Source organism: Pseudarthrobacter raffinosi (assembly GCF_023913735.1).
Classification (GTDB): Bacteria; Actinomycetota; Actinomycetes; order Actinomycetales; family Micrococcaceae; genus Arthrobacter; species Arthrobacter raffinosi.
In genome coordinates this window covers 232,292-252,350 of record NZ_JAMXBH010000002.1, presented here as the reverse complement: position 1 = coordinate 252,350, position 20,059 = coordinate 232,292, and the positions used below count along the sequence as shown (strand labels likewise).

The following is a 20,059-nucleotide window of genomic DNA, read 5'->3' as shown; positions in this document are numbered from 1 at the left end:
TCCGGTTCAACGGTCCTTCAACCCGCGAAGGACCGCACAATAGAAAATAGAGGAGTCAATGATGTCTCTTGGAATTGTTTTTCTTTCCGAAGTCTTCGGAACGGCGATGCTCACCCTGCTGGGTTGCGGCGTCGTGGCCAACGTTGCCCTGAAGGGCACAAAAGGCAACAGCGGCGGGTTCCTGATGGTGACCTGGGGGTGGGGGATCGCCGTCTTCGCGGGTGTTTTCGTTGCCGCCAAATCCGGCGCCCACCTCAATCCGGCCGTCACGCTGGGCCTACTGGTTAAGGGCGGCAAGGAGTATGCTCCGGACGTCCCGGTGGATGTCGCGTCCACGTTCACCTACTTCGGTGGCGAACTGCTCGGCGCCTTCCTGGGTGCTGTCCTTTGCTGGGTCGCATACAAGCAGCACTTCGATGCCGAACCCGTGGAAGCCAACAAGCTGGCGACGTTTTCCACCGGTCCGGCCATCCGCTCCACGCCCTGGAACCTGATCACGGAGATCATCGGCACGTTTGTCCTTGTATTCGTTATCCTGACGTTCGGCGGGACGCCCTCGGGCCTGGGGCCGCTGGCGGTGGCACTGCTCGTGGTGGGCATCGGCGTATCCCTGGGTGGACCCACGGGTTATGCCATTAATCCGGCCCGCGACCTCGGGCCCCGCATCGCCCACGCCATCCTGCCCATCAAGGGCAAGGGTTCCAGTGACTGGGCCTACTCCTGGATCCCCGTCGTAGGGCCATTGGTCGGCGGTAGCCTTGCCGGCCTGGTGGCGTTCTGGGTTCCCGCGATCATGCCTGCCGTCGCCGGCTAGTAACCATTTTCAAACACACACAAAAATACAGACAAGGACGTCACCATGAACCAATACGTCATCGCCATTGACCAGGGCACCACCAGCTCCCGCGCCATCATCTTTGACCACAGCGGCAACATCGTTTCCTCGGGCCAGATGGAGCACGAGCAGATCTTCCCGCAGGCGGGCTGGGTGGAGCACAACCCTGCTGAGATCTGGAACAACACCCGCGAAGTGATCGCGTCCGCCCTCTCCAAGGCGAACCTGACCCGGCACGATATTGCCGCCGTCGGAATTACCAACCAGCGCGAGACAGCGGTTGTCTGGGACAAGACCACCGGCGAGGCCGTCTATAACGCGATTGTCTGGCAGGACACACGGACCCAGGACATCGTGGATGAGCTGGCCAAGGACGGCGGCCCGGAGCGGTTCAAGCAGAAGGTGGGGCTGCCGCTGGCCACGTATTTCTCAGGGACAAAGATCAAGTGGATCCTGGACAACGTTGACGGCGCCCGGGCCAAAGCGGAAGCCGGCGACCTCGTCTTCGGCAACACCGACGCCTGGGTCCTCTGGAACCTGACGGGCGGGGTGGACGGCGGCGTGCACGTCACGGACGTCACCAACGCCTCCCGCACGTTGTTCATGGACCTGGAGACCCTGACCTGGGACGAGGAGATCCTGGGCATCTTCGGAGTGCCGCTGAGCATGATGCCGGCCATCAAGTCCTCCTCGGAGGTCTACGGCACCGTGCACACCTCTCAGCTGCTGCGCGAAGTTCCGGTTTCAGGCATCCTGGGTGACCAGCAGGCCGCCACGTTCGGGCAGGCGGCGTTCGAGGCTGGTGAAGCCAAGAACACGTACGGCACCGGCTGCTTCCTGATCTTCAATACCGGCGAGGAGATTGTTCACTCGAAGAACGGTCTGCTCACCACGGTCGGGTACAAGCTCGGCGATGCCCCAACGCACTATGCGCTGGAAGGCTCCATCGCGGTCACCGGTTCCCTGATTCAGTGGCTCCGGGACAATTTGGGCATGATCAGCAGCGCGCCGGAGGTGGAAACGCTGGCGGCGGCCGTTGAGGACAACGGCGGCGTCTACATCGTTCCGGCCTTCTCGGGGCTCTTCGCCCCGTACTGGCGTTCGGATGCCCGCGGCGCCATCGTGGGCCTGACCCGGTTCGTCAACAAGAACCACATCGCCCGGGCGGCGCTGGAGGCCACAGCCTTCCAGACCCGCGAGGTGCTGGACGCGGTCAACGCGGATTCCGGCGTTCCGCTCACTGAACTGAAGGTCGACGGCGGCATGGTTGCCAACGACGCGCTGATGCAGTTCCAGGCGGACATCCTGGGCGTTCCGGTGATCCGGCCGAAGGTAGTGGAAACCACCGCACTGGGCGCCGCCTACGCAGCCGGCCTCGCCGTCGGCTTCTGGAAGGACCTCGGCGAACTCTCGTCCAACTGGTCCGAGGACAAGAGGTGGGAACCGAAACTGGACCAGGCCGAGCAGGACCGGCAGCTGCGCCTGTGGAGGAAGGCCGTGACGAAGTCCATGGATTGGGTCGACGAGGACGTCCGCTAGGCACTCCGAACCGTCTCCGGACAGCAACGAACAGGGAGGGCGGCCCGAGGAGTGCCGCCCTCCCTGGTCTTGTGCGGGTCAGGACCCCCGGTCACCAACCCTCGCCAGCACGGTGGTCAGGGTCCGTCGAGTTCAGCCGGCGGTGTCTTCGCATAGACGCTTCTGCTGACTGAGTATGCCCGCTCATCCAGTTCCAGCGCTTGGGTGTTGACGGCCGCGAACTGCGCGGCGCCCAGCTTCTTCCCTTTCACGAGGTCCATGAATTCCTGGTCGGGACCGCCGACGGCGGTGACTTTCACTAGCCCTGTTCCGGATGAGTAGAACTTCCGCTGGTGGCCTGCCTCAGGCGGTTCCAGCGGGTTGTATTCATCGATCACCAGTACATCGTCGTAGCAGCCAGTCGGGACGCAGACGCGCTGGTGCTTCTTGAAAACTGTCCCGCAGTCAAGGAAGTCAACCTTGGGTGCATAGGCCTGGACATAGTCCGGCGTGCCGGTCCGGGGCCTGGCCTGCATGGCGATGCCGGCCTGGGCCTTGGCAAGCCCGCTGATGAAAGTGCTGGGCGCACCAGCGAACTCGCCGTTTTCGTATTCCTCCGGATATTCGCCGAATAGCCAGACCGTTCCCTTTCCAGTCTGCGCAAAGAAGGCCAGTTCGGATTCCACCAGTTCGCCGTCCGAGTAGTCGCGGTCCCACAGGACACGGGTCTTGACGCCGTCAATTACCTTGGTCAGCCCGGTGACTGTATGGACGACAGTGCGTGTGCTGGTCCCTTCGGCGGAGGTCACGGTCCCCGTCGTTGTGTACTGCATGCCAGGCTTGAGCGGGAACCATTTGTTATCGATCCGCGGGGAAGCCTGGAAATCCGAACGGTCAAAGTTGATCGCGGAGCCGGGCCCGCAGAGTTCCCGGGCCGGCGGCGCGGCACCCGCTGTGGGTGCCGACACCACTGTCAGCGATCCGAAGGCCAGCAGCAATGCGGACCCGTATGCCGTGAACCGATGTGCTCGAAAAGCCATCTCACGTGCCTTTCATACTCGTGGGGATCTGCTAGACCGCAGGCGCGGGTTCCAGCTCGTGTGCCCCGTGCCGGCGGCCGCGGACGCCTTTGGCGAAACGCAGGTACAGCGACGGGACGATGAACAGGTTGACCATCGTCGACGTGACCAGCCCGCCTAGGATCACCACCGCCATGGGATGTTCGATCTCGTGGCCCGGGATGTTACCCATTACCACGAGCGGAACCAAGGCCAGGGCAGTGGCCAGCGTGGTCATAAGGATCGGCGACAACCGCTCTGCAGCCCCCCGAAGCACCAGCGCGGGTCCGAAGGCCATGCCCTCGAACTGCTCCAGATGCTGGCAGTGGTTGATGAGCAGGATGCCATTGCGTGCCGCGAGCCCCATGAGCGTCAGGAAGCCAACCAGCGAACCGAGGGACAGGATTCCGCCGCTGAGGTGTGCGGCGATCACTCCGCCCACGAGAGCCACCGGCAGGGTCAGGATGGCCAGGGTGGCCAGCCGCCAACTCTTGAAAGCAGCCTGCAGTAGAAGGAAGACGACGATGACCGCGCCAATGGAGTAGAGCAGCAGACGTTGGGATGCGGCCTGGCGTTCGGCGTATTCGCCGAGGACAACCGCGCTGTAGCCCACCGGGAACTGAACAGATTCCATATCGGAATTGAGCTTCTCCACGACCTTCGCCAGATCACCTTCCTTGACGTTGGCACTGACGTCGATGCGCCTGGATCCCTCCGAACGCTCAATGACGTTGGGCGTGGGCTTGACCGAAATCGTGGCGACATCAGCCATCCGGATCTTGACCCCGCTCGGCGTATCGAGGGGAAGGTTCTCAATGTTCGTGACACTCGTCCGGGCCTCCGGCGGGCTCCACACCTGGACGTCGTAGGCCTTCCCGTCCCGGTAAATGTCGCCTACCTCTTCACCGGCAACGAAGGTCGCCGCGGCACGCCGCACATCGCCCGGCTTCAGCCCGTAGCGGTTCGCCGCTTCCAGGTTCACTTCCACATCGATCTGCGGAATGTTGGCCTGGAGGGCAACCTTCGCGCCGATGGCTCCGTCAATGCCGCCCAGAATGGTTTTGATCTTGTCAGCCTCCTGGCGCAGCGTCGCAAGGTCGTCGCCGTACACACGGACGACGACGGCGTAACCGGTTCCGGTGAGTACCTCGCGAATGCGTTCCTTGAGGTACGTCTGCACGTCCCGTTGGATTCCGGGATAGCCGTCCACGACCGCCGCCACTGCTGCCAGGGTTTGGTCATAATCCACCCCGGGGTCGACGCTGATCCAGTTCTCACCGAAGTAGACGCCCACCACCTCATCGGCATTGAATGCCTGTCCGGTGTGGGCCCCACAGTTGTTCACGCCGGGGATCGTCATGAGTTCCCTGCAGGCCAGCTCACTGACGCGGACTTCCTCGGCGTTTGACGTGCCCGGCTGCGTGAGCCAGTGCATCAGGAAATCACGCTCCTTGAATTCCGGGAGCAACGATTGGCCCAGCAGCGGCGCCGCCACAATGCCGACCATCCCGACGGCGGCCAGTGTCAGGTAGCCGGGGACAGGACGGCGGACAATGGGCCGGAGCGCGTTGGCGTACCAGCGCTTCAGGACCCTGACCACGGGCGGATCCCGGTCCTCCAGTTTGGCATTTCGCAGGACGATGTACGCCATTGCCGGCGTGACGGTCAGCGCCACGACCATGGACGCGATCACCGCGAGCGTGTAGGAGGTGGCCAGCGGCCGGAAAAACGCCCCTGTCAGCCCGTCCAGGAAGAAGATCGGAACCGTGGCGGCGACGATGATCAGCGTGGCGTACACAATCGGTCCGCGGACCTCAAGCGAGGCGTTGACCACCACCCTGGCGGTGCTTCCGGTGGCGCCACTGGCCCGGTGGTGCCGGAGCCGTCTGACGATGTTCTCGACGTCGATGATGGCATCGTCCACCACCACCCCGACGGCAATCACCAACCCCGCAAGCACCATGGTATTGATCGTGCCGCCGGTCCAATACAACACGAGGGCCGCCGCCACCAGTGACAACGGGATGGCCAGGACGCTGACCAATGCCGTCCGCCACTGGAAGAGGAAGACACTCAATACCAGGATGACCAGCAGGCATCCGAGCAGCAGGGCTACGCCCAGGTTGTCGAGGGATTCCTCAATGAAGGTTGCAGGCCGGAAGATGGCCGTGTCCACAGCGATTCCGGTCAGGCCGGGCTCGAGTTGTTTCATGGCCTCTTCCACCCCCTTTGTCACTTCGAGGGTGTTGCCCCAAGGCAGTTTTTCCACGATCAGCATCAGACCCGGTCCGCCGTTAATGACGGCGTCACCGATCAGCTGCTGGTGGTCCTCCACCACATTGGCCACGTCGCCCAGCTGGAGCGGGGGCTGCCCCTCACGATCCTCCAGTGCCACCTTCGCGAGGTCCGCAGGTGTGGTGATGGGTTGGACGTGCCTGACCCCAATTGTCTGGCTGGGTGTGTCCAGGGAACCTCCGGTGCCGATCACGGCACCGGTGGAATACTGGAGCAGGCCGGCGTCGAGGGCATTGGCGGTGGTGCTCATGACGGTTTCCAGGCTGACCTTGTTTGCGGCCAGCTTGGCCGGGTCAGCCTGGACTTGAAGCATCTGGAGACGTTCGCCCCAGATTGCCACGTTTGCCACGCCGGGAACGCGGAGCAGATGGGCCCTGATGTTCCAGTAGGAAATCATTGACATCTCGATCAGGGACCGGGTGTCCGAGGACAGCCCGATCTTCATGACCCGGCTGGTGGAGGACAGGGGCTGCAGCATGATCGGCGGCGCCGCCCAGGTGGGCAGCGTCGGAATGACCGTCGCCATCCGCTCGGACACCAACTGTCGGGCAGTGAGCAGATCCGTGCCGTTCTCGAATTCCATCACAATCGAGGACAGCTGCGGTACCGACTTGGACCGCATGTGGTGGAGGCCGTCGATGCCGTTGAAGGCTTCTTCCATGGGAACCGAAACGAGTTCTTCCACCTCAGCGGCGGTAAGTCCCAGGCAGGCTGTCTGGACCTCCACTTTCGGCGGCGCGAATTCAGGGAACACGTCCACCGAGGCACTGCTGAGCTGGGCGCCGCCTACCATCAGCAGCGCCGCCGCCATCGCGATGATGATCGATCTGAACCTTAGGCTTGCCGCGACTATCCGGCGCATGTCATTTGCCCGTAACGAACTCTGCGCCGAACAACTCAGCCGCGGCTACTGTTACCACAGGCGTTCCAACAGCTGGGCCGACACTGGCTGTGACCGCGCCCGCTTCGATTTTGGTCACCGTGACGGGCTGGCGCTCGTACACCCGTGGCTCGGGGTTGATGTAGACCCAGGTCTTCCCCTCCGCGTCGTACAGCAGCGCTGCGTATGGGAACAGGACGCCTGCGTCCCCCGGACCCGGCTTGACCGTGTCGGTGAGCAGCTCCAGCCGTTCAATGGCCCGCTCGCTCAGGGTGATGCGTGCTATGCCGGTGGTGGCATTCTTTTCCACCTTGGCAGCCGCTTCAGATGCGGTTTCTGCCATGGCTGAGGGTTGAGCACAGGCGGGCAGTGAAAACAGCAGTGCTGCGCAGGCAGCGGCCGCCACTGGCAGGCGCCGCAGGGTCCATTTGCTGGTCATGATACTTCCACCTTTTCCGGCATAACAGGGGTGACTGGAACTTCCGATTCGTAGACCTCTGACCACTCTTCCGGCTCGGTGCGGGGACCGAACCAGAGTGTGAGCAGCGGGAGCACAAAGATCCCCACGAGCGTTGTGGTCACGAGCCCGCCGGCTAGGATCAGCAGCATGGGCACGATCAGGGTCTGGCCTACCGCGCCGCCGAGGATGGCGGGCGGTATCAGCACGAGGAACGTAATGAGGGCGGATTTCAGGATCGGCGATATCCGGTCCCGGGCCGCCGTCATGACCAGGTCAGTGCGTGACATCTGTTCGGACTCCCGCCAGAGTTCGTCAACACGCGCGGACAGGAGCGCCGCATTACGTGCAGCGATGGCCACCACGGCCGCAAACGCCGTCAGCGACAGCCAGGACAGGGACTCCGCCCCGATCCATGCGGCGACCGCTGCTCCCGCCATCGCGGCGGGAAGCGTCAGGAAGACGGCGAGGGCAAGCTTCCAGCTCCGCAGTGCAGTCTGAAGCAGAAGCAGCACAGCCAGGATGGCCGCCATTCCGAGTCCATGAACCAGGGTGTCTGCGGCCTGCAGCTGGCTGTATTTCGTGGGGATCTCGGCGTGGTGTTCGAGCGGGAACTGGATTTGTTGGATGGCCGCCTCGATGTCCCGCTGGATATCTGCCAGCGGGCGTCCGCTGACGTCAGCCACGACGTCGATCCGCCGCGAGGTGGCATCGTGCTGGATAACAACTTCGCTGGGGACCATGCGAACGTCGGCGACCTGGCCCAGTTGGACGTGGCCGCCATTAGGAGCGTCAAGGAGCAGCTCACGGATGCTGGTCAGGTCATCCCGGACGCCAACCGCGCCGCGAACAACCACTTCGAACACCTTCTGCTCCTCAAAGAGGTTCCCGACGACGATGCCCTGCATCAGTGTCGCAGCGGCGCGCCTCGCGTCACCGGGCTTGATGCCGAACTTTTGGGCAGCCTCGAGATTGACCTGGACCTCTACGATCGCGGTCATGGCGGCAGCGTCGATGGTCGGGTTGTTCACACCGTCAATCTTCTGGAGGGCCTGGCGGACCTCTTCTGCCTTTTCACGGAGCACCGGCATTTCCGTTCCGTAGACGCGGACCGCGAATCCCGGCTCCAGGCTGGAGCGCATGTCGCCGACGGTCTGTTGGGAGTAGTTCAGCACGTTGTGCGCGATGCCCGGGTAGCCCTGGACCACGTCCCGTACCGCCCGCTCCGTTTCGCCGAAGTTGGCGTCCCGTGCGATCGACACCCACAGCTCAGCAGAGCTGTTGCCAACCACCTGATCCGCAGAGATGGCGCGTCCCACGTGACCGCCGACGCCCGAAACCCCCGGGAGGGCCCTGAGTTCATCGGAGGCCAGGGCAGCGATCCGCCGGACTTCGTCATTGGACGTCCCGGCCATGGTGTCCCACTGCACCAACAGGGTCCGGTCGGGCATGGTGGGAACGAGCGGCCGGTTTCCTGCCAGTTGCGAGCCGGCAGCGACGCCAAGGATCCCCACGACCACGATGGCCACAATCGCCAGGGGCTTCCGGGAGTTGACCCCGCCCAGTGCGCGGTCGTAGTACGCCTTTCCCCGTCCGACGGCGGGAAGTTCCCGGTCGGTCGCGGTCTTGGACGGGAGGAGGAAATACGCCAGTACCGGTGTGACGGACAAGCCTACGATCAGGGCGGCGGCCAGCGTCAGCGCCAACGACCAGAAAAGCGGCGAAAGAAACGAGCCGCCTACTCCAGTCACGAAGAGGGTCGGAACGAGGACGACCACCATCATCAGCGATGCGTGGAACAGCGGCGTGCGGACCCCGCGGACGATGTAGCTGCTGCGCGACCTCGGGGTAGCCTCGGCGTCCGTCGCCTCGCGGACGGCGCGCTGTCGTCGGTGGGCCTGAACGTCTTCCACGATGTCGCCCACGATCACGGACGTGCCGAGCAGAACTCCTATCAGGACGGTGATGTTAAGTGTTGCGTTTTGGGCGAACAGCACCACCGCCGCCGTCGTGACGGTAGTGGCGATGGCCACGAGTGCGATCACGGCGACCCGCCAGGACCGGAACAGCAGCCAAAACAGTGCTACCGCAATCAGCAGGCTGATCAGGAGCGCCAGGCCGAGGCTGTTGACGGAGTCCTGAACACCGGTCGCAGGCCTGAAGACAGAAGTATCGATCTGGACGCCCGTGAGGCCCGGCTCCATGTCCTTGAGGGCCGCCTCAACACGACGGGTGACCTCCAGGGCGCTGACGCCGGGGAACTTCTCGATCACCAGCATCAGGCCGGCGTCCGCCCCAACGGCGTCACCGATCAGCGGCTGGTGGTCTACCTTGACCTGGGCAATGTCGCCCAGAAGCAACTGCGGGTCCGTGTCCTCCACGCTGACCTTGGCCAGGTCGGCCGGCGTGCGGATTGGAAGGACGTGCTGGATGCCAAGGCGCTGGTTGGGCGACTCCACGAAACCGCCGGTCCCGGGCGTCGAAGCCTCCAGGAAGCTCAACGGCGAAACCCAGACCGCGTTGCCTGTGGTCTTAATTAGCTGCTCAAGGGTAATGCCTTTGTCGCGCAGCTGCGTCGGAGTGACCTCAACCTGCAGCTGCTGTTCGCGCTGGCCCCAGATGGACACGTTCGCCACGCCCGGGATACCGATCAGCCGCGGCTTGATTTTCCATCTGGCCAGGACCGACATCTCAATGCCGGAGAGCTCCTTGGAGTTCATCCTGACCATCACCACGCGGCTGGTGGAGGACATGGGCTGCATGATCAGCGGCGGCGATGAGACGTTAGGCAGCGCGTGCGCCTGCGTCATCCGTTCCGCGACCAACTGGCGTGCGCGCAGGAGGTCCGTGCCGGGCTCGAAGACCAGTTCGATGGACGACAGCCCCGGGACGGATTTCGAGCGGATCTCGTCCAGCCAGGCCACGCCGTTGAGGAGGTCTGCTTCCATCGGTGCGGTAATAAGCTGCTCAACTTCAACCGCGGAGAGCCCTAGGGCCTCAGTCTGGATCTCTACCTGTGCTGGGGCGAACTCCGGCATGGTGTCCACGGCCATATGTGGAACGTTTACGATGCCAAAAGTAATAAGGCCCGCCGCGAGGGCGAGAACCAAGATTCGGAACTGCATGCTGAACCGGGTAACCCAGCCAAACACGACTAGTCCCTCGCTACTTCTTCGCAGAGGTGATGGACGGAATTTTCAGTCCATCACAACGTTGTGCGGGACATAAACGCCAAGAATACATGTCAGGCTCCTCGACCTGAGACCGTCTAGTTTCCCCACAGACTTGACAATACTGTGGACCGATTGCGCTGGGTTGGCAAGGGTAGAACCTACCCCCTTGAGCCACCCCGCTACAGGGTTCTCTTTGGCGAAGAGATCTGGGTTACCCAAAGAGCCCGGCGGCACTGTCCACTTCGACGGTGCCGGCACTGGCCACGCGCCCCTGCGCCCGGCCCGGACTGGCTTTCCCATAACCTAGGCCTGCCCACCTGCAGTGGGTAGGCTAAAGTAGTCCTATGCGTGCGATCCTTCTGCTTAGCTAGCCGCCCGGTGTCCGGAAACAACCGGATTGCCGTGCGGCTGCCCCTCCATGGAGAGGGGCTTTTGTGTGTCCGGGCATGTTTCCGGGCCGGCAGCAGAGGGGATCAGACCGTTGTGGCAGCACCGATGCCACAACAGAACAGAAGAGGGCAGCAGTGAGCGTTCAGCCGGAGACAGAGACCGGAACAGCAGCAGTGGCGGCGGAAACACCCGAAGAGGGTGCCTACAGCTTCGCGGCGATGGAGGCCAAATGGCCGCAGGTGTGGGAAGACCTTAAGGTTTTCACGCCTGTGGATGATGGTTCCCGCGAACGCCGCTACGTGCTGGACATGTTCCCGTACCCCTCGGGTGACCTGCACATGGGCCACGCCGAGGCCTTTGCCATGGGTGATGTTGTGGCCCGCTACCTGCGGCAAAAGGGCTTCGACGTCCTGCACCCGATCGGCTGGGACTCCTTCGGGCTGCCGGCGGAAAACGCCGCCATCAAGCGCAACGCCCACCCGAGCGAGTGGACCTACGCCAACATCGACACCCAGGCGGCGTCCTTCAAGCGTTACGCGATCTCCGCGGACTGGTCCCGTCGGGTCCACACCTCGGACCCCGAGTACTACCGCTGGACCCAGTGGCTGTTCAAGCGCTTCTACGAGAAGGGCCTGGCGTACCGCAAGGACTCCCCGGTCAACTGGTGCCCCAAGGACCAGACCGTCCTGGCCAACGAACAGGTGGTCAACGGTGCCTGCGAACGCTGCGGCACCCCCGTCACCAAGAAGTCCCTGAACCAGTGGTACTTCAAGATCACCGAGTACGCTGACCGGCTGCTCGATGACATGGACGAGCTGCGCGGCCACTGGCCCGAGCGGGTTCTGGCGATGCAGAAGAACTGGATCGGCCGCTCCGAAGGTGCCCACGTCAACTTTGTGATCGAGGCCGTCGGCGGCAAGCCCGCCAAGGACGTCACCGTCTTCACCACCCGCCCGGACACGCTGTACGGCGCCACGTTCTTTGTTGTCGCAGCCGACGCGCCGATCGCCGTCGAACTCGTCACCGAGGAGCACGCCGCCGCCTTGGACGCCTACCGCGAACAGGTCAAGGCACTCACCGAGATCGAACGCCAGTCCACCGAACGCGAAAAGACCGGTGTCTTCACCGGCCGCTACGCCGTCAACCCGCTGAACGGCGAAAAACTTCCGGTCTGGGCCGCTGACTACGTCCTGGCCGACTACGGCACCGGCGCCATCATGGCCGTCCCGGCACACGACCAGCGCGACCTCGACTTCGCCAAGACGTTCGACCTGCCTGTCCGCGCCGTGCTGGATACCGGTGAAGAGGATCCCACTGTGTCCGGCAAGGCCACTTCGGGCGAGGGCACCCTGATCAACTCGGGCGTCCTCGATGGGCTGCCGAAGGCCGAAGCCATCCCGGCTGCCATCGACATCCTGGAACAGCAGGGCACCGGGGAGAAATTCGTCAACTTCCGCCTGCGCGACTGGCTGCTGAGCCGCCAGCGTTTCTGGGGCACGCCCATCCCAATCATCCACTGCCCTGCCTGCGGCGAGGTTCCGGTTCCCGACGAGCAGCTGCCTGTCAGGCTGCCGGCGGACCTGCGCGGCGAGGACCTGTCCCCGAAGGGTACGTCCCCCCTGGCCGCCGCCGAGGCCTGGGTCAACGTTGACTGCCCCAACTGCCACGGGCCGGCAAAGCGCGATACTGACACCATGGACACCTTCGTGGATTCGTCCTGGTACTTCCTGCGGTTTGTTTCCCCGCAGTACACCGAGGGGCCATTCGACCCGGCAAAGATCAACGAGTGGATGCCGGTCGGCCAGTACGTGGGCGGCGTGGAGCACGCCATCCTGCACCTGCTGTACGCCCGCTTCTTCACCAAGGTCATCCACGACCTCGGCATGATCGACGCCGACGAGCCCTTCAGCGCGCTCCTGAACCAGGGCCAGGTCCTCAACGGGGGCAAGGCCATGAGCAAGTCGCTGGGCAACGGCGTTGACCTCAGCGAGCAGCTGGACAAGTTCGGCGTGGACGCCGTGCGCCTGACCATGATCTTCGCCTCCCCGCCGGAGGACGACGTCGACTGGGCGGACGTTTCGCCGTCGGGCTCCGCAAAGTTCCTGGCCCGTGCCTGGCGCCTGGCGCAGGACGTCACCAGCGAGCCCGGTGCCGACGTTACCGCCGGTGGCCGCGCGTTGCGTTCCGTCACGCACCGCACCATCGCCGACGCCGCCGCGCTGTTGGACACCAACAAGTTCAACGTGGTGGTGGCCAAGCTGATGGAGCTGGTCAATGCGACCCGCAAGGCTATAGATGCCGGCGCCGGCGGGGCCGATCCCGCCGTCCGCGAGGCAGCGGAAGCCGTTGCCGTCATCCTGAGCCTCTTCGCGCCGTACACCGCGGAAGACATGTGGAACGTCCTGGGTCACCCCGCGTCCGTGGCGAACGCCGGCTGGCCGATGTACGACGAAGCGCTGCTGGTCCAGGAGACCGTCACCGCGGTGGTCCAGGTCCAGGGCAAGGTCCGTGACCGCCTTGAAGTCTCGCCCGGGATCGGCCAGGACGAACTGCGGGAACTGGCGCTGGCCAGCGAAAACGTCCAGCGCGCGCTCGACGGCCGCGGCATCCGCACCGTGATCGTGCGAGCGCCTAAACTGGTCAACATCGTCCCGGCCTAGTCCGGGACACCGGCCGCCGGGCCAACCGGCGGCCGGCCCTAAACCAGGAGGCGCTCTTGCCCGACCGTGACGCCGCCGCGTGGCTCTGGCTCCGGGAGCGTCTGGCTGCCCTCCGTCCCGCACCGCGCGCCGGTGTGCCAGTACCCTCCACCCCGCCCGCCGTCGTCGTCCGTACCGCGGTGGTGACGGATTCTGCCGCTGCACTGCCGGCCGACTGGGTGCATGCCTGTGCAGGGGACGGGCGCCTGACTGTCATCGCGATGCCCGTTATGGTTGGCGCGGAAATTTACGGTGAGGGCGAAGACGACATCACCGAAACCATTGCGCTGGCACTCGCCAGCGGCACGTCGGTCAAGACGTCCCGCCCGTCACCGGGACAGTTTGAACAAGCCTTCCTGGCCGCCGAACGGCTGGGCTACGAGGGCGTGGTCTCCATCCACATTTCCGGCGGCTTGTCCGGAACGGCGGACGCGGCGCGGCTCGCGGCCACCCGGGTGACCATCCCCGTGGAAGTCCTCGACTCTTGCACCGTGGGCATGGCACTGGGCATGGGCGTGCAGGCCGCGGTGGCAGCAGCCGCGGCAGGCAGCGACACCGCAGCCGTAGCCGCCGCGGCGGCGGCGCAGTTCGCGCGGACCAAGGTCTATTTCTACGTGCCCAGCCTGGAACAGCTCCGCCGGGGCGGGCGGATCGGCGCGGCCGCCTCGCTGCTGGGGACCATGTTCGCCATCAAACCCATCCTGGCCGTCGACGACGGCAAGATCGTGCCGCTGGAAAAGGTCAGATCAGCAGCCAAAGCTGTTGCCCGCCTCGAGGAACTGGCCGCCGCGGACGCCGCATCGCGCCCCCACGGCCAGGCCCGCCTCGCCGTCCACCACTTCGGGAATCCGGTCGAGGCAGAAGCGCTGGCAGCCAGGCTGTCTGCCGCCTTGCCAAGCTGTCCGCCGGCCCAGATCAGCTCCCTGCCCGCCGTCCTGGCAGCCCACGCCGGGCTCGGCGTGCTCGCGGTGATCGTGGGCGAGGACGGCCCGGCAGCCCCGGAGCCGGAACTCCCCGCAGTTTCGCTATAGGTGCGTTTCCCGGCTGTCATTTTCTCAAGACGGCGTCCGGGGGCTGCGGTGTGGTGATCGGGTCTGCATGCCGGTGCACGAGTGCCCAGGTGTCGCCTTCGAGGCGATAGATGCTCGTAACCCGTAGCTCAAATGCTGATATTTTGTCGGCTCCTCCCACCTTGGCCTGCCAGTGTTCTATGTCCAGGAAGCAGGCGAGATCGGTTGTGACGTGCTTGGTGAGGGCATCAAAAGCCATGACGCGTCCAGATTTGAATCGTGCCGCCGCCGAATCGAGGGCCCCTGATACTCGCTCCCAGCCGACCACCGGAGGGCCCCAGGGATTAGCAAGGGAGACATCTCTGCTGTGGGAGAAAATGGCCTTGACGGGTTCCGGGTTGCCTTTAGCAAACTGATTTAGCGCCTGATGAAACTGGTCGATGACCTCGTCAAGCTGCATTGCTCCCACCAACTAACTCATAGGGCTTCTACGGTAAGCGAATCTTAGCGGCTTCATGCCCCGCCGGTCACTGGCCTCCTGAATCTTCCAGCGGGGCGGCGGCTCGAGTCCCGAAGCTGGACCTTCCCGGCGGTTATACACCTAGCAGTTTCCACATAGGTGTAGCCGGGACTGTCACCCGCGGCCCTGCTTCCCTAGCGTTGGGAGCATGTCACGCCGGGACGCTGGAGCAGCACGCCAGGGGGCCCGGCATGCCCGGGACCGGCTGCAGTCCACGCTCGGAGCCGGCCCGGGGCTTCTGCTCACCGGCAGTGGCGAAAAGGTCTTTGAGTACGACGGCGGTACTTACCTATCCGGTGACGACGCCGCTTCGGGGGCTGCTGATGAGTCCGCTGCCGGAACAGGCAGGACAGGACCGGCGCTGAGATGGCGGGTGGGCCTGCGGGTCGCCCTGCTCATCGCCGCACTCGCGGTGCTTGGCAGCGTCTGGTTCTGGGCACAAGTAGCCGCCGGTCAGCCAGAAGTCAGGCCACTCAGTGACGTCTCCGCTCAGGGCAGCATGCCTGCTCGGGAAGGAACCGAAGGCCCGGAGCCCCACGGGGCCGGGCCGCCCGAACTGCCCTCGGAAAGTCCACAATCCGGCACGGTCATTATCCATGTGGCCGGGGCCATCGCTGTGCCGGGGATTGTTCAGTTGCCCGCTGGCAGCCGGGTTCACGAAGCAGTCGCCGCGGCAGGCGGAGGCACGCCTACAGCAGACCTGAACCGCCTCAACCTTGCTGCCGTGCTGGCGGACGGTCAGAAGCTCTACGTTCCCCAGGCCGGCGAAGAAATCCCCGCCGGTTCGTCCGGTCCACTCGGGGGACCGGGGGAGGAGACTGACGGCGGTGGGACCGCGTCAGAAGGAGGAAAGGTCAACCTCAACACAGCAGGCGTCGAAGAACTGGACGCCCTGCCGAAGGTTGGGCCCGTGCTGGCGCAGCGGATCGTGGACTGGCGCAAGGAACACGGCCCGTTCACATCGACCGAGGAGCTCGACGCCGTGGACGGCGTGGGTCCAAAGATGCTCGAGACACTCCTTCCCTTGGTAGGCGTCTGAGATGGCCAGGCGCAGCCCGTGGAGCCGCTTTGTTGACTCGGCCGTGCAGGGCCAGGGAGCTCCCACGGCACCGGCACCCGTGGATACGCCCGCCATGACTACGTCCGCCGGGGTCCAGGCCGCGGGGCTGAAGGTCCGCAGGCTGGGTGAACGCGTCGGGACGAAACTCCGGGGCCAGGAGCCATCGAGTGCAGCAACGGCCGCGCCGCGCCGGCGCACCGACGTCAGGCTGGCACTGCCCGCCCTCCTCGTCTGGAGTGCCGCCGTCGCCGGCGTCTGGCTTAGCCCTGTGGCGCTGGTGGGGCTCTGTTGCGGCTTGGTGCTGGTGGCCACGTGCCTGTTGATCCGGGCCTCACGCGGCCGGGCGCTGGTGGCAGGCCGGCGGAGCTTTCTTATGACCACCGCGGTTGCCTTGCTGCTGGCCGCGACCGCCGCTGCCCATTCGGCCGTCTCCTCGTCGCAACGCCACGACGGGCCGCTTGCCGAAGCTGTAGCCGCCGGCAACTCTGTGGTGGCCATCCTGGAAGTCACCGGATCGCCGCGGGCCATGACGGTCCCGGGAACTTCGGGGCCGCCCGAACGGTGGTCGGTAACGGCGCAGACGGAGCAGGTCACCGTCAGCAGCCGGGTCATCCGCACCCGTGCCCCGGTGGTGGTCATGGGCGGCAAGGGCTGGGGGGACCTGGTGCCCGGCCAGGTGGTCCGGACCGCCGGCAAGCTGAAGTCACCGGACGCAGGCCAGCAGGAAACCGCTGTCCTGTCAGCCTCCCTGCCACCCCGTGCCGGTTCCGAGACCGGCAGCAGCGCCGCAGTCGATGATGCCAGCGCCCCGGGCTGGCAGCTGGTCGCGAAGGACCTGCGCGTCCGGTATGTCTCCGCTGCGTCCTTCCTTGCCGCCGATCCGGCCGGCCTCCTCCCGGGCATGGTTACCGGAGATACCAGCGCCCTGGACGAAGGGCTCAATGCCGCGATGAAAACGGTGGGAATGACCCACCTGACCGCGGTCAGCGGAGCCAACTGCAGCCTGGTCCTGGGTGCACTGCTGATCGCTGCACGCAGCCTGCGCCTGCCCCGGCTCCCCGCGGCAGGACTGGCGCTGACCGGCCTGGCAATGTTTGTGGTGCTCGTGGGCCCGGATGCCAGCGTGCTGCGCGCCGCGCTGATGGGTTCAATTGCCGTGGCATCGCTGGCAGGTGGCCGGACGGGCCGCGGACTCAGTTTCCTCTGCCTCGTGGTGTTGGGCCTGCTCCTGACCGACCCCGGCCTCGGTACCAGCATTGGGTTCCTCTTGTCGGTACTCGCGACCCTGGGCATCATCGTCCTGGGCCGACGGATGATTGACTGGACCCCGGCAGTGATTCCACGCTGGGCAGCCGCCGCCTGGGCCGTCCCGCTCTCCGCGCAGTTGCTGTGCGGCCCGGTGGTTGTGCTCCTGCAGCCCCAGTTTTCCACGTACTCGCTGCTTGCAAACCTGATGGCAGCCCCGCTGGTAGCACCGGTGACATTGCTGGGAACGGCAGCCGTCCCGCTGGTGGTTGCCGCGCCGTGGCTGGCCACCGTCCTGATCGCCGCGGCAGGCACTTTCAGCGCCGGAGTGGCAGGAACCGCACGGATCACGGCAGGATTGCCGGGGGCTGCGCTGCCCTGGCCCGAGGGCCCGTTCGGACTCCTGACCATGGTGCTGCTCTCCCTGCTGACCTTCGCCGGTGTGTGGCTGACTATCCGGCCGCGTCAGGTGTTGCCCTGGGTCCTGGCACTACACGCCCGGACGGAATCGATGCTGGACTTTCTGGAACGGCAGCTGGGGGCCACGGTGTCCCGGCTCTGGCCGGCGCGGTGCTTGCCGGACCGGCGCGGGCGAGGCCAGCGTGGCCCCGGCTTGGTGGCGGCGGCCCACCGTGGCAGGCTTAGACACTGCACCAGAATTTCCGGGAGGAATCCACCATGGCCGCAGCCCAGACCACACGTACCAGGACTCCGGCGTCCAACACGGCCACCTGGCGGGACGTGACGCCTGCCGAAATCGTCCTGGTGGGCGGACCGGAGGAATACCTCGGCATCCGTGCCATGGACCACGTCCGCGCCCAGGTGCGGACGGCGTTTCCCGACGTGGAAGTCAGCCGCCTCATGGCCGGAACGTACGAAGCCGGGACCCTCGCTATGCAAGTCAGCCCTTCACTCTTCGGTGAGCGCAAACTGATCGAAGTCGAAGGCGTTGAAGGCATGAACGATGCCTTCCTGGCCGACGCACTGACCTATCTGGCCCGCCCGGAGCCGGATGCGGTGCTCGTCCTGCGCCACGCCGGGGGAGTCCGCGGCAAGAAGCTCCTCGATGCCGTCAAGGCTGGCGGTTGGCCGGTAGTTGACTGCCAGCCCCTGAAGAAGGATGCGGATAAGGCCACTTTCGTGGCAACGGAATTCAGGGCCGCCGGACGCAAGATCAGCTCGGACGCCGTGCAGACGCTTGTTAATGCCGTCGGCGCCAACCTTTCGGAGCTCGCGGCGGCGTGCAGCCAGCTGATCGCGGATGCCACGGGAGCAGTGACCCCGGAGTTGGTGGACCGCTACTACGGTGGCCGGATCGAGGCCACGGCCTTCAAGGTCGCGGACGCTGCCATGGCCGGAAACGGTCCAGTGGCGCTGTCCACCCTTCGCCACGCGCTGGCCACCGGGGCTGATCCGGTTCCGCTGGTTGCCGCGCTGGCAGCCAAGCTGCGGACGGTGGCCAAAGTTGCCGGCGCCCAGGGATCCCCGGCGCAGATCGCCCGGGAACTGGGCATGCAGCCCTGGCTCGTGGAGCAGGCCCAGCGCGATGTGCGCCGCTGGACCCCGGAGGGCCTGGTCCGCTCCATCCAGGCCACCGCCGAGGCCGATGCCCAGGTCAAGGGCCTTTCGCGTGATCCCGTCTATGCCGTTGAACATGCGGTGACCGTCATCGCAACCTCTGTGCGCGGGCACTGACGTCAGCTGATCGCGCCTGCGGTAGGTGGCTCTGGCGCAGAGACGCTGGCGGCTTAAAGATGTGTGGCCGGCACCCATCGGGTGCCGGCCACAATCATCAGTTCAGGTGAACTGGAAACCTTACAGCGCGTTGACCTTCTTGGAGATGGCCGACTTGCGGTTTGCTGCGTTGTTCTTGTGCAGAACACCCTTGCTGACAGCCTTGTCCAGCTTGCGGCCGGCAACAAGCAGGGCAGCGGCAGCCGCATCCTTGTCGGTGGACTCAACGGCGGTGTTGACGGCGCGGATGGCCGTCTTCAGCTCAGACTTGACTGCGTTGTTGCGCAGGCGAGCCTTCTCGTTGGTAAGGATGCGCTTCTTCTGGGACTTGATATTAGCCACGTGTGAACTCTCTTTTTAATGCGGAAATGGTCTAGAGGGCTTTCAGATTGGCCATTGACTGAGCGGCGTGGGGATACCTATGGCGGCCAACCATCAGTGGCCGTCGACCTGCACGGACACACAGCTATACAGAATAGCAGACCCCCCGGAAGCTGGCCATTTGGCGGGCTATTTCCAGCTGTGTCGGCGCCGTATGCCTGCAGCCACCAGATCGAAGCGTTTCCGGTCCAGAACTGCACCTTCGCGCCGGATGGCGTCCGGGCTGATCTGCAGGATCCGTCCAAGGTTCGCCTCGCTGGGCCGCTGCTGGCGGTCCCAACTGCCAGTTCCGATGTCCACGTAGTCTCCGGATCCGTTGCCGGCACGGTCATGGTCCCTGCTGGTGAGCATTACCCCCAACAGGTACTGTCCGCTCTTGCCCACCAGCAGAACCGGACGGTCTTTGCCCCGGGTGTGGTCCTCCTCATACGGCACCCAGGTCCACACAATCTCGCCGGGGTCGGGACTGCCGTCGGGCTGCGGGGCGTACTGGATGGACGCCGCGCCGGTAAAGTCGCCAGGATAGACGCCGTGCGGGGCCGGCCTCACCGGCGCCGCATGGCGGGCCGGTGCAGGCGGGTGCGGTCCGGCTGATCGGGTTGCCCCGTTACGGAACTTCTGCAGGACCCTGACGGACGTCCGGAAAGCGTTGGCCAAGGAGCGGAGGTTGATAGGCATGGGCCAAGACTATCGCCGGGCCACCGTGCCGGGTTTGAGCTGAATGCAATACGATGCGCCCGGACGTGGGAGACTGGAGGTTCCAAATGTGCGGTCCAGCCGCAGGGTGCCTTCGGTGCGTCCTGG

14 protein-coding genes are annotated in these 20,059 nt (G+C 65.0%); 7 read left to right on the top strand and 7 right to left on the bottom strand.

Annotated elements, in window-relative coordinates; translation table 11 throughout:
- Window positions 1-61: 61 nt before the first annotated feature.
- Together NG698_RS02950 and glpK are read left to right on the top strand one after the other, a co-directional pair.
- Window positions 62-814, top strand: a complete 753-nt coding sequence (locus tag NG698_RS02950) for an MIP/aquaporin family protein (protein WP_252598929.1) — start codon at window positions 62-64, stop codon at window positions 812-814.
- 45 nt (window positions 815-859) lie between these two features.
- Window positions 860-2,374 (top strand): glycerol kinase GlpK, encoded by a 1,515-nt coding sequence (gene glpK, locus NG698_RS02945; RefSeq protein WP_104060713.1) that lies wholly within the window; start codon window positions 860-862, stop codon window positions 2,372-2,374.
- Between the two features lie 116 nt (window positions 2,375-2,490).
- On the opposite strand, the gene NG698_RS02940 is transcribed toward glpK, so the two are convergent.
- The 4 genes from NG698_RS02940 to NG698_RS02925 are packed head-to-tail and all read right to left on the bottom strand — an operon-like array spanning window position 2,491 to window position 10,168.
- Window positions 2,491-3,393 (bottom strand): hypothetical protein, encoded by a 903-nt coding sequence (locus NG698_RS02940; RefSeq protein ID WP_252598882.1) that lies wholly within the window; start codon window positions 3,391-3,393, stop codon window positions 2,491-2,493.
- Window positions 3,394-3,424: 31 nt separating this feature from the next.
- Window positions 3,425-6,568, bottom strand: coding sequence for an efflux RND transporter permease subunit (locus NG698_RS02935; RefSeq protein ID WP_256470733.1), 3,144 nt, complete (start codon window positions 6,566-6,568; stop codon window positions 3,425-3,427).
- Between the two features lies 1 nt (window position 6,569).
- Window positions 6,570-7,025: a hypothetical protein gene (locus NG698_RS02930; RefSeq protein WP_252598880.1), complete on the bottom strand. Its 456-nt coding sequence runs from the start codon at window positions 7,023-7,025 to the stop codon at window positions 6,570-6,572.
- On the bottom strand, window positions 7,022-10,168 hold the full coding sequence (locus tag NG698_RS02925) for an efflux RND transporter permease subunit (protein WP_252598879.1): 3,147 nt from the start codon (window positions 10,166-10,168) through the stop codon (window positions 7,022-7,024). The genes NG698_RS02930 and NG698_RS02925 overlap by 4 nt, the downstream gene beginning before the upstream one ends.
- A gap of 572 nt (window positions 10,169-10,740) precedes the next feature.
- Here NG698_RS02925 and leuS point away from each other — a divergent pair.
- The gene (gene leuS, locus NG698_RS02920) at window positions 10,741-13,266 is read left to right on the top strand and encodes a leucine--tRNA ligase (RefSeq protein WP_252607993.1); all 2,526 of its coding nucleotides are present in this window, start codon (window positions 10,741-10,743) and stop codon (window positions 13,264-13,266) included.
- Between the two features lie 56 nt (window positions 13,267-13,322).
- On the top strand, window positions 13,323-14,336 hold the full coding sequence (locus NG698_RS02915) for a DegV family protein (RefSeq protein ID WP_252598877.1): 1,014 nt from the start codon (window positions 13,323-13,325) through the stop codon (window positions 14,334-14,336).
- Between the two features lie 16 nt (window positions 14,337-14,352).
- Here the strand turns inward: NG698_RS02915 and NG698_RS02910 are convergent, their stop codons facing one another.
- Complete coding sequence (locus NG698_RS02910) at window positions 14,353-14,775, bottom strand: YybH family protein (RefSeq protein WP_252607992.1); 423 nt, start codon at window positions 14,773-14,775, stop codon at window positions 14,353-14,355.
- Window positions 14,776-14,983: 208 nt separating this feature from the next.
- On the opposite strand from NG698_RS02910, the gene NG698_RS02905 reads away from it, so the two are divergent.
- From NG698_RS02905 to holA, 3 genes are read left to right on the top strand one after another with little or no spacing between them, the layout of a single operon-like run.
- Window positions 14,984-15,874, top strand: coding sequence for a ComEA family DNA-binding protein (locus tag NG698_RS02905; RefSeq protein ID WP_252598875.1), 891 nt, complete (start codon window positions 14,984-14,986; stop codon window positions 15,872-15,874).
- 1 nt (window position 15,875) lies between these two features.
- A complete protein-coding gene (locus NG698_RS02900; protein ID WP_252607991.1) occupies window positions 15,876-17,885 on the top strand; it encodes a ComEC/Rec2 family competence protein in 2,010 nt (669 codons plus the stop codon).
- Window positions 17,819-18,835 (top strand): DNA polymerase III subunit delta, encoded by a 1,017-nt coding sequence (gene holA, locus NG698_RS02895; protein ID WP_252607990.1) that lies wholly within the window; start codon window positions 17,819-17,821, stop codon window positions 18,833-18,835. Before NG698_RS02900 ends, holA begins: the two co-directional genes overlap by 67 nt.
- Window positions 18,836-18,955: 120 nt before the next feature.
- Here holA and rpsT read toward each other — a convergent pair whose 3' ends face one another.
- Both rpsT and NG698_RS02885 read right to left on the bottom strand, forming a co-directional pair.
- The gene (rpsT, locus tag NG698_RS02890; RefSeq protein WP_056340153.1) at window positions 18,956-19,216 is read right to left on the bottom strand and encodes a 30S ribosomal protein S20; all 261 of its coding nucleotides are present in this window, start codon (window positions 19,214-19,216) and stop codon (window positions 18,956-18,958) included.
- A gap of 168 nt (window positions 19,217-19,384) precedes the next feature.
- A complete protein-coding gene (locus NG698_RS02885; protein ID WP_252607989.1) occupies window positions 19,385-19,933 on the bottom strand; it encodes a type II toxin-antitoxin system PemK/MazF family toxin in 549 nt (182 codons plus the stop codon).
- Window positions 19,934-20,059 lie beyond the last annotated feature (126 nt).

Coding starts and splice junctions, on each gene's coding strand:
- NG698_RS02900 (WP_252607991.1), top strand. CDS start 15,876: ATGGCCAGGCGCAGCCCGTGGAGCCGCTTTGTTGACTCGGCCGTGCAG.
- NG698_RS02905 (WP_252598875.1), top strand. CDS start 14,984: ATGTCACGCCGGGACGCTGGAGCAGCACGCCAGGGGGCCCGGCATGCC.
- NG698_RS02885 (WP_252607989.1), bottom strand. CDS start 19,933: ATGCCTATCAACCTCCGCTCCTTGGCCAACGCTTTCCGGACGTCCGTC.
- holA (WP_252607990.1), top strand. CDS start 17,819: ATGGCCGCAGCCCAGACCACACGTACCAGGACTCCGGCGTCCAACACG.
- NG698_RS02925 (WP_252598879.1), bottom strand. CDS start 10,168: ATGCAGTTCCGAATCTTGGTTCTCGCCCTCGCGGCGGGCCTTATTACT.
- NG698_RS02910 (WP_252607992.1), bottom strand. CDS start 14,775: ATGCAGCTTGACGAGGTCATCGACCAGTTTCATCAGGCGCTAAATCAG.
- glpK (WP_104060713.1), top strand. CDS start 860: ATGAACCAATACGTCATCGCCATTGACCAGGGCACCACCAGCTCCCGC.
- NG698_RS02940 (WP_252598882.1), bottom strand. CDS start 3,393: ATGGCTTTTCGAGCACATCGGTTCACGGCATACGGGTCCGCATTGCTG.
- NG698_RS02930 (WP_252598880.1), bottom strand. CDS start 7,025: ATGACCAGCAAATGGACCCTGCGGCGCCTGCCAGTGGCGGCCGCTGCC.
- NG698_RS02950 (WP_252598929.1), top strand. CDS start 62: ATGTCTCTTGGAATTGTTTTTCTTTCCGAAGTCTTCGGAACGGCGATG.
- NG698_RS02935 (WP_256470733.1), bottom strand. CDS start 6,568: ATGCGCCGGATAGTCGCGGCAAGCCTAAGGTTCAGATCGATCATCATC.